Origin of the sequence: Candidatus Phycorickettsia trachydisci, from assembly GCF_003015145.1 — a bacterium.
In the GTDB taxonomy this organism is placed as follows: Bacteria; Pseudomonadota; Alphaproteobacteria; order Rickettsiales; family Rickettsiaceae; genus Phycorickettsia; species Phycorickettsia trachydisci.
This window is the reverse complement of the sequence record NZ_CP027845.1, coordinates 295,630-309,655: the sequence shown is the minus strand read 5'-3', so window position 1 is coordinate 309,655 and position 14,026 is coordinate 295,630. Positions and strand designations below refer to the sequence as shown.

Here is a 14,026-nt window from a genome sequence, read left to right as displayed (position 1 = left end):
CCTATTGGCGAATTAAAACCTAATCTTACTCAAGAGCAAAAAGATAAATTAGGTTATTCAGGAGGTCAATTAAACGTAGACCAAGCTGTTTTATCAAGCCTTCGTTAAAAATGATCTAGAAAAGGTCAAAACCCTTTTTGAGTGCTGTGATATTACTTCAGAAGCAAGGTTATTACTCTATCTTAGCACAGACCTTGTAGATAACGAAACATCTTCGTTAACAAAGATAGATACCAAAATAATAGAAGAAGTTCTGAGACATGTAAAAAATGTTGATAATAGAAATAAGGAACACCCTACACCTTTACATAGATTTGCAAGAAGAAGTGATATTGAAGCAGTAAGGGTATTTTTAAAAAACAATGCCTCTCCTAACCGATTTGACGCCCATGGTACATCGATTTTATGTACAGCTATCGATTCGGGCAGGTCAGATATTGTAGCTGAGTTATTAAAACACCATGTAAATTTAGAGTTACCTGTATACACACAATCAATAGTAGGCAGAAGAAAAAGTCTTAAAAAGGCAGATTATGAAAAGATGCCATATGATTATGCTATTGAAAATGGACAAACAGAAATAGCAGGCATGATTAAAGAATATCAAGATAAACAAAAATTTATCGATGCAGCAAAAACCGATACGATACCTACATAAAAATTACGCTCAGATAAGTATACTCAAACAAGCCCTCAAAGTCCTTCTACACAAGTAAGACGAACAACTACATCTTCTACACAAACAGAAGAAGAAAAAACTCAAGAAAGTTGGTTGAATCGTACACTTAAAAATATCAATCCCTTCTCTCATGATCGTTAATCATTCGTATCACGTAAACAAAATTATGTGTTAAAACCTTCTTACTTAATTCTCACTAAAATATGCTTTTTGCTACTTGATGAGAGCTTGAGAATATTATCATTAAAATAAGAGGTATCAACTATTAAGTTTTCATCTATAACTCTTTGATTATTAATCTTAACACCATTATTTCGAACTAAACGCTTACCTTCAGAATTAGAGGCCGCCAAGCCTGATAAACTCAATAATTTACTAATAGGTACCCCTTCAGCTATCACACTGCCTTCAATTTCAAAACTCGGTAAATTAGCTTCTATAGCATTTTGCTCAAAGACCAAAGAAGCTGTATTTTGCGCATCTGTTGCAGCTTCTTCCCCGTGACAAATGCTTGTTGACTTAAATGCTAAAGCCTTTTTAGCTGCGTTTATATCGTTTGATGCAAGCTGGACAAAATCTTCCATATCTCCTTTATCAAATTCAGCGTATAAATTAGCAAACTTAACTACATCATCATCATGAACGTTGCGCCAGTATTGGTAATAATCATAAGGTGATAACATCTCTTCATTTAACCATATAGCACCATCAGCCGTTTTGCCCATTTTTGCTCCACTTGCCGTTGTTAAAAGAGGTATAGTTAATCCCAACAGTTCTTGATCTAAGGCTTTGTGAGCCATCTCAACACCCATGATGATATTGCCCCATTGATCACTTCCTCCTATTTGCAAATTGCAACCACAATGTTTACTTAAATGACAAAAATCAAACCCTTGGATAAGCATGTAGTTAAACTCTAAAAAACTTAAATGCTGTTGATTTTCTAAACGTAACTTTGCAGTCTCAATGTTTACCATCTTGTTTACCGAAATATGGCGTCCATATTCACGTAAAAAATCTAAGTAGGAAATATCTTTTAGCCAACTGCTGTTACGAACCATTAAGGCATCACTAGGACCCGTTCCAAACTTGAGGAACTTAGATAAAGATTTGTGAATGCCTTTGATATTAGCATCTATTTCCTCTGAAGTTAAAATCTTTCTTGCCTGAGTTTTGCCCGTTGGGTCACCAATAGTAGTTGTAGCATCTCCTATCAATACAATAACCTTATGACCATGTTTTTGCAAAAGACGAAGAAGCATAATAGATAATAGGCTTCCTACATGTAAAGACGCAGCCGTACAATCATAACCAACATAAGCTACAATTTTCTTCTTTTTACTTAGCTGCTTCAGCTTGTCTAAGTTAGTTGCTTGATAAAGGTATCCTCTATCTATGCATTCCTCTATAAAACCTTTCATACCTTCTTTCCGTGAACTGTTATGATTGTAAATTCCGTAGTAAATTTCGCGTTATCCTTTAATAACTCTTTATATACTTTGAGCGCTAAACCTTGACCCATAGATGATATAATCTTATTTGACTCACCCATTTTTTTCAAGTCTTTCATTGCGCTCAAAATCTTAGGGTAAGTGACCTCCAAAAGTCCAGAGTCAGTAATTATATCCTTAAAACCAGCCATTTGCATTAAACTAGTTATGTCTTGCTTAGTAATAAAAGGAGAAACATGAGGCATTGATAAACTATTTGTTTGTATCTCTAATTTGGTTAGCTCGCTGCGCAGAGATTTTAAGGAGTCCTCGCCTATAAAATTTGCGATAAATCTTCCACTTGGCTTTAAAGCCTTATACACTTTAGCCAAAAAATCTTGTACAAAATTTATCCAGTGCAGGTTCAGTGAAGATAAAATGACATCATAACCATCAAATTCTAAATCTTCCTCATCCCCAATTATTTGATTTTTACAAGGGTTAATTTTAAGCGCTTCTTCTGATATGTCACTAACTGTTAGATCAAAACCCTCTAAGTGCCTGCTTAAATGACCGGTAAAAGCACCTAATTCCAAAATTTTGCCCGATTTTATTTCAAACATTTCTAGCCAATTGAGAATTATTTTCGCAGCATGCTCTCTTAGAAAATTATTACCGGCAAAATTAGCAGCTTTATCTCTATCAAGTTTTACTTTGATTTTATCGAAAATTAGACGCACCTTTAAAAAAGATTATTTTTAAAAGCTAATAAAACTTCAATAGTAATGAGGAATATTATGGTAAATTCAAGACGCGTAGAACTTTTATGGTTTAGTTCGTTTGAAAGCAAATCATAGAATTCATGAATCATATCCAAACGCCTATTCAAAATACTTTGCCTGACTTGAATATCTTGAAATCGTGCAGTTTGAAGATAAAGAGGTTCATAACTAGGTTTGCGCCAAAAAAACTCAGGGGTATCTAACACATCACTAGTTAAGTTAATTGAATATCTCTCATTAAACAAAAACCCTATTTGCTTAGATATCTCGGTCTTTGACAAAGAAACTCTCCCCGTAGATGCCAATTCTTGTCTTAAAGGACTTGTTTGCTTTAATATGTTATTTACCGATTCTTCTAAAGCGCTAAGTTTTGCAGACTGAGCTAAAGCATATGAAACTGCTAGTTTTGAAAAACTTGAAAGCTCTTTTAATACAATTTGGTTACTTTCTTCGTCTATTGAGTGCTCAGATAAAGATGCATCATGTTTATATGATATGAAATCAAGATAAATAGGGGGTTGAATAGGCTCAGTAGAAAAAGTGAGAAGCTCATTTAATATTTCTTTCTCCTGATTCAAATCAGCACTCCAAATTACCACGCAACCAAATTGAAAATAAAATACATCTATCTCCTGACCTGACAAATTACGCCGAGTATGAACTACATCATCAAAAAAGTTTGGAGCTTGATCTTTTTTAGTTAGGTGCTGAGTTAAAGCATCTATATCATAACTATTAGCACTACAATAAGCTGAACAACGCATAAAATTTTATCTTAAATGATCTTTTAAATATTTGCCCGTCAAACTTTGCGGACAATTTACTACATCTTGCGGAGACCCCGCTACTACTATCTCTCCACCTAAGTCACCACCTTCAGGACCAACATCAATAATATGATCAGCGGTTTTAATTACGTCCATATTATGCTCAATAATAAGCACAGTATTACCTAAATCCACTAAGTGATGAAGCACCTCTAATAACTTACTAATATCTTCGAAATGCAAACCCGTGGTCGGCTCATCCAAGATATACATTGTCTTACCAGTCGATCTCTTGGAAAGCTCCTTAGCAAGCTTAATCCTCTGCGCCTCACCTCCTGATAAGGTCGTAGCAGATTGGCCTATTTTCATATAACCAAGACCAACCTGATAGAGGACTTTAAGCTTATCGGCAATACTTGGTACCTTTTCAAAAAAGTACATTGCATCTTCAGCAGTCATATCAAGTATATCGGCAATCGACTTGTCTTTATACTTAATCTCTAAAGTCTCACGATTATATCTCTTACCGTTGCAAGCATCACACTTCACATATACATCTGGCAAAAAGTGCATCTCTATCTTGATCATTCCATCACCTTGACAACTCTCGCAACGCCCACCTTTAACGTTAAAGGAAAAGCGGCTGATTTTGTACCCCCTGGCCTTTGATTCAGGCAGTTCTGCAAACCAATCACGTATATGGTTAAATAAACCTGTATAAGTTGCGGGATTAGATCTTGGAGTCCTACCAATTGGCGACTGGTCTATATCTATAATCTTATCAATGTGTTCCAAACCTTTTAATTCTCTAAAAGGTCCAGGTACTGCCTTAGATGATACTTCCAAATATTTCTGTATAGCCTTGTAAAGGGTATGGATAATCAAACTAGATTTTCCCCCACCAGATACACCTGTTACTACTGTTAAAATACCTAAGGGAACTTGTACATCAACATTCTTTAAGTTATTAGCAGTTGCACCCTTTAAATCAAGAAATTTAGATGCCATCCTTCTCTGTTTAGGTAAGGGTATGGATTTTTTACCACTTAAATACTGACCCGTAATGCTATTTGGATCATCAATAACTTCTCGAACAGTGCCTTGCGCGATGATCTCCCCTCCATGAATACCAGCACCAGGACCAACGTCCACAACATGATCACAGCTCAAAATAGTATCGTAATCATGCTCAACAACTATAACGGTATTACCTAGTTCTTTTAAATGTTTTAGAGTATCAATTAAACGTGCGTTATCTCTTTGATGAAGACCAATAGAAGGCTCATCTAATACATACAAAACTCCCGTTAAACCAGATCCAATTTGAGACGCAAGTCTAATTCTCTGACTCTCTCCTCCTGAAAGTGTACTAGACTCACGTGCAAGCTGCAGATAATCAAGTCCAACATTCACCAAAAACTGCAATCTTTCTTTTACCTCCTTAACAACTCTACCGGCAATATTAACTTCCTTGGCACTTAATTTATTTGGTAAGAGACTAACCCAAGCCAGAGTGTCTCTAATACTGAGCTTGCAGACTTCTCCTATATGCTTACCCAATATTTTGACATACAAAGACGATTCTTTGAGTCTATAACCACTACATACATGGCAAACATTCTCTGTCATAAATTTTTCTAACTCAAATCGCATTGAGTCAGATGAAGTATTTTGCAACTTCTCTGTCAAACTTTTCAAAATACCTCCAAAGGGACTTTTATTACTTATGCTTTTGAAATCATCATATGCGGTAAATATTATCTCTTCATTTTCAGACCCATTCATAAGAATTTGCTTAACCTTTTGGGTCAGAGTAGAAAACGGTTCATCTAAACTAAAACCATAATGCTTAGCTAAAGAATTCAAAACATGCCTCACGGCATTATTACTCATATCCCAAGGTTTAATAGCACCCTCATTAATGCTTAAGTTTTTATTAGGCACAATTAAATCAGGATCAAAAGTCATCTGCTTACCCGAACCTTCACACTTTTTACATGCACCGAAAGGACTATTAAAAGAAAAAATTCTTGGCTCTATTTCTTCCAACTGAAAACCTGAAATTGGACATGCGTAACTAGATGAAAAAATTAAACGCTCACCTACCTTGTATTCAAAATCTTGAACTTCTTCCGGGATATGAGTAACTTGAGCATACATTATACCTCTACCAATTTTCATAGCCTGCTCCACACTTTCTGCAAGCCTATTGCCAAGCTCATCAGAAATCACAATACGATCAACTACAATCTCAATATTATGCTTTTTATTTTTATCTATCTTAAATTCTTGATCCAAGGAACTAAGATAATCATCGACGATTATCCTTTCATAACCTTGCTTTTGATAATGTTGAATATCTTTCTTGAATTCTCCTTTCTCACCCCTAGCAATAGGTCCTAAGATATATAGTCTGACTCCTTCAGGCAGAGATTTTATAGAGCTAACTATTTCCGTTACAGTTTGCGCAGTGATAGGCTTACCAGTAACGGGAGAGTATGGAACCCCCACTCTTGCAAATAAAAGCCTTAAGTAATCATATATTTCAGTAATGGTTCCAACAGTTGATCTAGGATTTTTAGAAGTAGTTTTTTGATCAATAGCAATCGCTGGTGAAAGACCGCTGATAGATTCTACGTCTGGTTTATTATGTAACTCTAAAAATTGCCTGGCATATGATGACAAACTTTCTACGTAACGCCTTTGTCCCTCTGCGTATATTGTATCGAATGCAAGGGATGATTTACCAGATCCACTAAGACCAGTAATTGCAATTAGTTTATATTTAGGAATTTTGACCGTTACGTTCTTTAAATTGTGCTCCTTCGCCCCTACTACTTCAATAAAATCCTGCATAAAACAAAAACATTACAAATTAATGAAAAATATGTAGAATTATAAGACATTTTGGGTTATGATTGCAAGAATAATATAAGTTTTCAAGGGTATTTACGTTATGGCAGTAGGATTAAATAGGGTCGAATTAATAGGTAACGTCGGCAGAGAACCAGAGATTCGCTATACCAAAGACGGTAAGGAGATCGCTTCTTTCTCTCTGGCAACAACAGATGTATGGACAGACAAAGCTTCTGGAGAGAAAAAAGAAAAAACCGAATGGCACAGAATTGCAGTTTTTTATGAAGGCCTAGTAACTTTAGTAAAAAATTATGTACACAAAGGCACAAGACTTTACATCAATGGAAGCCTGCACACAAGAAAATGGACTGATCCAAATGGCATTGAGAAGCAATCATCTGAGGTGGTACTACAAAATCAATCTGCTGTTTTAATTCTATTAGATAGCAAACCAAGCTCCCCTAGAGAGGAAGGAGGATCTCAAGGATCTGAAGAATTATACGATAATAAAGGTAGCGATATTCCTTTCTAAAACAAACAACCTCGCTATTTGCTTACGGGGTTGTCCACTCGATTATTCTTTAAACATATAATTTCTTAAGGAACTAGTTTTTGTTTTATAGTTAATTTAAAGTTAATTGACTATATATACTGAGGCTACACCGCAGTACGTTTGAATATATAGTCTTATCAAATTTTGATAATTAGAATTCTTAAAAATCCTTAAATATAAACGACCCATTAACAGCTCTATGAATCAATCAACATTTCAGATCCAGTTAATTTTACGTTACTTTCTCCTAACTCTTTACCCCCCTCTTCTATTGCCATTTCATCAACTGACTCCTTATATTTCCCAGATAAAGAAATGCATAATTTTTTCATAGGCGGATTAAATGATTGATCAACAAAATGATTGCCTTCTGAATTAGGACCTAAATAATCATCTAATACTTTCTTAATTTGTTCTTTTTCTTCAGCTTGTAGTTCTGTTGGCCTCAACAAATCCAGTACTATAACTAATTTTTCATACAATTCACATGCTGCAGTATGTCGATACTCTAAAGCATTGGTATCTTTATACTTACTAGATAAAGATTTAAAAGTTTCTCTTAAATTAATTAGATTTTCCGCTAATGTTTTTGAATTAAAAGTCATATATGGACTCCATAATGACCGCGCGTTTACTGAAATCTCGCTAAACTCTTTTTGACATGCTTGAATTGTTTCGTCAAGTTTTTTAATTTCTTGATGATACTTATTATATACCTTGTTAATTAAGGTCTCATCAGCATTATAATGAGTAATTTTATTAATGATCTGTAGTAATAAGATAGCTTTTGATGCCCTATAATTGCTGTCACCTATACCATGATCTAAAAATTCTGTATCATCTATTAAACGCTCAAGATATTCGGGATGATCCATTATCTCTAAGACTATATCAATACGTTTATGTGCCGCTAATGCAATATCCAAAACATTACGATTAGATTTACCTTTGGCGCCAATATCTACTACCTTATCAAGCAAAAATTTTACCATTTCCAAGTGGTTACTCCATGTCGCCAACAATAAAGGTGTATCACCATCTTCATTCTTAACATCCGGGCTTAATCCTGTGTTCAATAAATATTGCATTACTTTTACATACCCCCTTTGGGCTACTATATGAATAATACTATTTTTGTCTTGATCTATAACATGATCACAATTTAAATCCGCAACTAATTCTTCGTGTAAGTATTTCACAATTTCAAGGTGACCTTTTACAACAGCCAAATCCAAGGGAGTACAATCACTTAGACAGTCATATTTATTAGATACCGATTTGGTATGAATATCAGCGCCATTTTGGACTAAATATTTTACGATTTCAAGATGACCATTTTCTGCTGCAACATGTAAAGGATAAAGTTGATAATTCGTACTAAACTTATAATTAACCTCAGCCCCATTTTCTACAAGGTATTTTACTACATCTTTATGACCAAACATTGCAGCTTGACATAAAGGTGTTGCTTTAGGTGCAGTATTACCTGTTTCTAAATAAGTTACTCTAATGTTTGGGTCAATACCTTTTTCAAGAGAACTTTTTATCATTTCTAAGTCACCAGATTCAACAGCTCTAGAAAATACTTCAATATCCTTTAAATATTCTAGAACTTGCGAGCTATTTTTTTCCTTAAGTTTTTCAACTAAGTCATTTTTTTTATCTTTACGACGAACAATCTTGACACCATCATATAGACCACCTCCTTGACTTATTAAATATTTCACCATTTCAAGATCATTATTGAATGCTGCTAACTGCAAAATATTAGTATTTGCATAATGAACTCGACGGTCAGGCAAATTGGCTCCTTGGTCTATTAAATACTTTACTATCTCTATATGACCTTCTTCTACCGCATAACCCATAGCTGTTGATAAAATTGCCGTATTTTGAGGTTGTACATATGGCATAAGATACTTTAGAATTGCTATATTACCTGCTTTAGCTGCCGGAGTAATAAAGTCAAAACTTGAAATAATGGAGCGTCCCGTATCTTCTGCTAACAAAGATTGTACTTCCTGAAGATTATTATTTACTATAGCCTGGTCTAAAAGTTCAAATTTATCTGTCATACTTGTTCATTGTTGTTTTTACCATTATATATAATTACAGATAACAAGTAACTATAAAAAATAATTGCATTTTGTTTATTTAAATATAAATTAAAGCAGAGCTTTTTAGTATTTTCTCAAAAATTGCCCTTGACTCCGTAAAGCAAAAATGGTATATATAGAGGGTAGCTTTAAGCACAAATTGCCGCGGGATAGAGCAGCCCGGCAGCTCGTCAGGCTCATAACCTGAAGGTCGTAGGTTCAAATCCTACTCCCGCAACCATAAGCTACTACAGTGCGCTTAAAGGTAATGTTGTCAGCTTCTTTTATAGTGTGTCCATCGGAGAAACAATTTCCCCATTCTCTCATTTCATATTTTTTCAGCAAAGTACTGCACATGAACAATATCCATTTTCAATCCCTTTAGACTATCTTGGCGATCCCAATATAAACGTGGTATAATCTCTATGAATAATAACTAATCAATAGAAATAAAATTTATTTATCATAACTTTCTTACCAAAAAATTATAATAGAAACAAATAAATGAGGTACCAAATTATGACAGATGAAGAATTACTGCAAAAGGTTACAAGGTTAAATAACACATCAGATTTTAGTTTTATAGATACTCAATTAGCACGAGCGAAAAATGATAAAGGTCAAACTGCCCTACACCTTATAAAAACTACTAGTTTTAATACGCTGCACTTCAATGATATTATCAAAACTTTAGTTGAATTTGGCGCCAATATTAATGCTTTAGATAATGAAGGCAAAACCCCCTTACATTATAGCACCACTTTTGATGACATCTTTCTAAATTCAAGGACACCATATCTAAAAAATGACAACATACGATTCTTACTTAAGAATGGGGCAAACCCTAATATAACAGATAAACAAGGAAATTCACCTTTGGATAACATAATTAATCAATCAATTATATTAATGAGTGTATTGGAAAATCTTATACTATCAGGAGCAAATCTTCAATTAATTAAAGAAGGTAATTGGAGATCTTTAAGAGAGACTTTATTAAAAGAGATTGGTGGTAATAGAACAGCTATTTTTCTAACTCAGTTAGAATACGGAGAAACTGCCCGAATGTTACATAACATACCTAGTGATAGGACTACTTTAGTTCTAAAATTCTTTGAAGGCGGAAGACGTATGACAGTAGAAGATCTGCCATTATTGCAAAAAGAATTTACATCCATACTAAACACTGGACAAAGGATGCTAGAATCGCAGAACCGCCCTCTTAGCTCCGTACTATATTTCCGAAATAAACCTTTTGGAATTGAAGGTCATAGATATGCTCTTATACAATTAAAAGAACTATTTGACAAATCAAATATAGAAAATAAGGCAGAATACATAAACAAGATAGAAGAACAACAAAAAAAGATCTTGTCCGTTGCTATAAATAGCGTTCGAAATCACTCAAATGATATTTTATCAATGCCTCTTGCACACAAAGAGAGATACATAAATATTTTATCAGAACTTTGTTCGCAAACTACAGATCCTAAAATTCATAAATTATATGAAATCCTCCCTAAAGTATGTATAGATAAAAAACGTATTGACGCGATGCAACAAAATGAAACCGATAAATTAGAAAAATTGGATCAAGGGTTATTTACTCACCTTAATAAAGAAGCAAATCCTGAAAACCCTCATTCTACAACTCAAGTCTTTAATGACCCTAATACTAGGTCAAAAGTTACAAAATATTTAAAATTGGAAGATCTAGCCAATTTAAATATTGCCATTCCCGTTAGATCTGTTCCTACTAGTGATGAATTATCTCAAAAAATAGATAAATTAAGAATTGCAAAAGACTCAACAAGTCATGCAGCAAAAGAAAAGAACAGACAAACTAAGCCCTCTCCGAGAAAGCGTGGCTAAAATTTAGTGATTTCACCCTCATCTATACTATAACTATTATCACCCAGCTGTTCCACCTCTTCAACAATGCACATATCAACTACACCCGTATCGTTTGATGCCTTAGAAGTTTCTTCTACTAAATGTTTAAAATCCATCATATACTCCTTGGCCTCTTTGCCTTTATCATGATCTATTGCTCTATTTGCACCTTTGAGTAAATAAAGTAATTCTTTATAATTTTTTAAATCTTCAGGCAATTTATCCTCAATATGATCCAAATCATTTAGCAATAGATCCAAACCATACCCAACAAACGGAGATATTTTCTTTAAAATTTCCACTTTTTCTTTGATAAGATTAAATTTCTTCAAAAGATCTACTTTAATTGTTTCAAAATGAGACTTGGAATCATTATTATGCTCTATATTTTTAGTTTGAGTAATGTTCCACATATCATAATTATCAAATTTAGAATCCTCTAATTTTAACCTTGGATCCGGGATTATAATATTATGAACTATTTTTCCCTTAATATTCTTCTGATCACCCTCCTCTAAAATCAATTTCTTTATTTTATCAGCTTTATCCGCATGACTTGGATTGTTACTTAAAATATATAACCTATCCAGTATTTCTACGGCTTTATGATAATTACCATTGGATATTTGAGCTTCATCCTCAATTTTTAAAAGCTGCTTAAGTTTTCTATCGCAAATCGCCCCTCCTGTCTCCTTTATTATCGTTTTTTCACACTGATCTAGTGCGCTTTGAATATCCATGGTATTAATAAAACCTCGCAATTTCGCTATCACCGTTTGCTCCTTAAATTTTTTAGCTTTATTCCACCAAGCTCCCTTCTGGCACTCCCACGATGCCACCCTAATTTGACGAGCAGCAATTAAGCATAAATCATTAAAGGTTTTTTCCGCATCTTGATAACGAGTAGCACTTAATTCAGCTAAAGCCTTCATTTTGAGCATCGTAATTTGATCCATTACATTTTTACTTATTTCAAAAGCCTTAATAGCTATTTCATGAGCTTCTTGATATTTAGCTTTATGAGCAAACATATCAACTTCTAAATTCAAAGCTTCAATTTGAAAATCTTGCTTTTTACTTAATTCATAAGCCCACTCCAAACATAATTTAGCTTTAGAATACTCAAACATTTCCAATAAATCACCTGCTATTACATCAAGCTGAGCAATAACATAGTCCTGATATTTAGAATCTTTACCAAGAACTACAGCCTGCTTTAAATAATTCATCATTTCATTATATTGTCGTTTCTCAAAAAAATTTTTTACATCTTCCATCAAAACACTTATTTGAACATCTAGCCTTATATTAAGCATAGTGGAATCTTTTGTAATAGAGGAATTAAAAGTTGTCATGATATTTATATTGTTCAAATAAGTTATTAAGGTATCAAAAATTTTGTGTGCTAAAGTTCTTTATGGACTTAAGGTGAAGCTTTTTAAAAACCTTATAGATAACTAAAAAATAAGCTCATTTATTACTTGTCGCAATTCTTTCTAAAGGATTCAAAGCGCTCTGTATAAAAGATTCAATACTTTGCATCTGTGCATCGTCGTCTATATCAATATCTGATAATTTATCCAAAAATCTTAACAGTTCTCTTTTTTTCCATTTATGATTTTTTGTGAGCTCATACAATGATCTTTTAATCCCTGTCGCATCACTTAAGATAGAATTTTGGATTAGCGAGAATAATTTATGCCACTTATCCGCACTATTATTACCTTCATGAGCCGCCTGTATTAATCCATTCTCATACAACCCTCGTTGCTCCGAAGTAAATTCCATTCTTTTTAACTCGATCAAAGTCTGCAATCTTTTATCACAATCTACTATTTTTAATGCTTGCCTTAAAATAGGCCCAACAAATAGATTACTCTCAACCACGTGCCATTCCATAAGACCTTTACGAATCTTAAACAATGATTCTAATTTTTGCTGTGGATTTAATGTATAATCATTTTCAATAGCCTCTCTAATCTTTTCACGATTAGGTCCAATATAATTTTTCCAAACTGACTTATCGTGTATCAAAACATCTTTATCTATGACCTTAGCCATAACATTAAAAAGACTTTGATTATAAGCAAGACCCATTAAGCTACGACTATTTGGAGAAGGATTAATGAGAGCTCCTGAGCTAAGCATTAGTAATGCCATCTCAGGGTGATGTTTAATAATGGCATACTCCACCAAACTACCCAAAATCCATCTTTCGTCTCTGAACAAAATCTCATTACGGCGGTTCAAAATATTCTCTGCCACCATTAAATCATTTTGCATTACGGCATATGATAAAATATCCCTTTGACTTTGAGGAGATATTTCTACCGCTGAATTAAGGAGTAATGTAGCCATGTTACTATTACCTTTTTTGATGGCTTCACAAATTAACCATATTACGAAATATTTTTGCCTCTCTAGATCAAGAGCTTCCCTTTTCAATAAATCTTCAATTATCTCTAAATTATTGTAGTAAGCAGCTTTTCGGAAGAGATACTTGATTCTTTTAGCCTTAAGGATTTTAATACTTTTATCTATTAACAATAAGGCTACATCTGAACTCTTATGTTTTATCGCCTCATAAATTATCCATTTAAAAAAAGCTTCATCTGCTAGGAAATTAGGATAATTACATACCCTTTGAGCTATATCTAAATTATTATAATATGCCGCATGTGTCAGTATTTGATCTAGATCATCAATACTAAGTTCTTTATTAGTATTTGATAAATCCATTACATAATGAACTATATGAGTTTGTTTAGCTTCTAAAGCCTTTTGACAAAAATAAATACCCCTTCTGTTAGCAGTTAAATAATCACTAAGTTTATAATGATCTATTAACTTCTTAAATTCCTCTAAATCGCCTTTTTTTATGGCGTTATTAAAGTAGGTATACTTATACCACCAATCTTTAAACTCTTGCCATAATTCCATAATACATAAATTCTGAATTAGTACAGTAAG

Annotated in this window: 9 protein-coding genes, 1 tRNA gene and 1 pseudogene; 4 read left to right on the top strand and 7 right to left on the bottom strand. The window is 33.6% G+C overall.

Translation table 11 applies throughout. The annotated features are described in order from the left end of the window. Positions 1-85: 85 nt before the first annotated feature. A pseudogene (locus phytr_RS06520) lies at positions 86-457 on the top strand (ankyrin repeat domain-containing protein); the annotation flags it as partial. A 404-nt stretch (positions 458-861) separates the two neighbouring features. Here the strand turns inward: phytr_RS06520 and tyrS are convergent. The 4 genes from tyrS to uvrA are packed head-to-tail and all read right to left on the bottom strand — an operon-like array spanning position 862 to position 6,514. Then, positions 862-2,100 (bottom strand): tyrosine--tRNA ligase, encoded by a 1,239-nt coding sequence (tyrS, locus tag phytr_RS01295; RefSeq protein WP_106874092.1) that lies wholly within the window; start codon positions 2,098-2,100, stop codon positions 862-864. Continuing rightward, positions 2,097-2,849 carry a methyltransferase domain-containing protein gene (locus phytr_RS01290; protein ID WP_106874091.1) on the bottom strand — a complete coding sequence of 251 codons (753 nt, stop codon included), beginning with the start codon at positions 2,847-2,849 and terminating at the stop codon, positions 2,097-2,099. The genes tyrS and phytr_RS01290 overlap by 4 nt, the downstream gene beginning before the upstream one ends. A gap of 2 nt (positions 2,850-2,851) precedes the next feature. Continuing rightward, positions 2,852-3,655 (bottom strand): RMD1 family protein, encoded by an 804-nt coding sequence (locus phytr_RS01285; RefSeq protein WP_106874090.1) that lies wholly within the window; start codon positions 3,653-3,655, stop codon positions 2,852-2,854. Between the two features lie 6 nt (positions 3,656-3,661). After that, a complete protein-coding gene (uvrA, locus tag phytr_RS01280) occupies positions 3,662-6,514 on the bottom strand; it encodes an excinuclease ABC subunit UvrA (protein WP_106874089.1) in 2,853 nt (950 codons plus the stop codon). Positions 6,515-6,614: 100 nt separating this feature from the next. Between uvrA and ssb the strand changes: the two genes are divergently transcribed. Then, positions 6,615-7,046 carry a single-stranded DNA-binding protein gene (ssb, locus tag phytr_RS01275; protein ID WP_106874088.1) on the top strand — a complete coding sequence of 144 codons (432 nt, stop codon included), beginning with the start codon at positions 6,615-6,617 and terminating at the stop codon, positions 7,044-7,046. Positions 7,047-7,264: 218 nt separating this feature from the next. On the opposite strand, the gene phytr_RS01270 is transcribed toward ssb, so the two are convergent. Continuing rightward, positions 7,265-9,142, bottom strand: coding sequence for an ankyrin repeat domain-containing protein (locus phytr_RS01270; protein WP_106874087.1), 1,878 nt, complete (start codon positions 9,140-9,142; stop codon positions 7,265-7,267). Positions 9,143-9,327: 185 nt separating this feature from the next. Here phytr_RS01270 and phytr_RS01265 point away from each other — a divergent pair. Next, positions 9,328-9,404, top strand: a tRNA-Met gene (locus phytr_RS01265). Between the two features lie 278 nt (positions 9,405-9,682). Then, positions 9,683-11,035: an ankyrin repeat domain-containing protein gene (locus phytr_RS01260; RefSeq protein ID WP_158706818.1), complete on the top strand. Its 1,353-nt coding sequence runs from the start codon at positions 9,683-9,685 to the stop codon at positions 11,033-11,035. On the opposite strand, the gene phytr_RS01255 is transcribed toward phytr_RS01260, so the two are convergent. Further along, positions 11,032-12,411, bottom strand: a complete 1,380-nt coding sequence (locus phytr_RS01255; RefSeq protein WP_106874085.1) for a hypothetical protein — start codon at positions 12,409-12,411, stop codon at positions 11,032-11,034. The two genes, phytr_RS01260 and phytr_RS01255, sit on opposite strands and share 4 nt — an antisense overlap. A gap of 115 nt (positions 12,412-12,526) precedes the next feature. Then, positions 12,527-13,996: an ankyrin repeat domain-containing protein gene (locus tag phytr_RS01250; RefSeq protein ID WP_106874084.1), complete on the bottom strand. Its 1,470-nt coding sequence runs from the start codon at positions 13,994-13,996 to the stop codon at positions 12,527-12,529. Positions 13,997-14,026: the final 30 nt, after the last annotated feature.

Coding starts and splice junctions, on each gene's coding strand:
- phytr_RS01250 (WP_106874084.1), bottom strand. CDS start 13,996: ATGGAATTATGGCAAGAGTTTAAAGATTGGTGGTATAAGTATACCTAC.
- phytr_RS01270 (WP_106874087.1), bottom strand. CDS start 9,142: ATGACAGATAAATTTGAACTTTTAGACCAGGCTATAGTAAATAATAAT.
- uvrA (WP_106874089.1), bottom strand. CDS start 6,514: ATGCAGGATTTTATTGAAGTAGTAGGGGCGAAGGAGCACAATTTAAAG.
- phytr_RS01285 (WP_106874090.1), bottom strand. CDS start 3,655: ATGCGTTGTTCAGCTTATTGTAGTGCTAATAGTTATGATATAGATGCT.
- ssb (WP_106874088.1), top strand. CDS start 6,615: ATGGCAGTAGGATTAAATAGGGTCGAATTAATAGGTAACGTCGGCAGA.
- phytr_RS01260 (WP_158706818.1), top strand. CDS start 9,683: ATGACAGATGAAGAATTACTGCAAAAGGTTACAAGGTTAAATAACACA.
- phytr_RS01255 (WP_106874085.1), bottom strand. CDS start 12,411: ATGACAACTTTTAATTCCTCTATTACAAAAGATTCCACTATGCTTAAT.
- tyrS (WP_106874092.1), bottom strand. CDS start 2,100: ATGAAAGGTTTTATAGAGGAATGCATAGATAGAGGATACCTTTATCAA.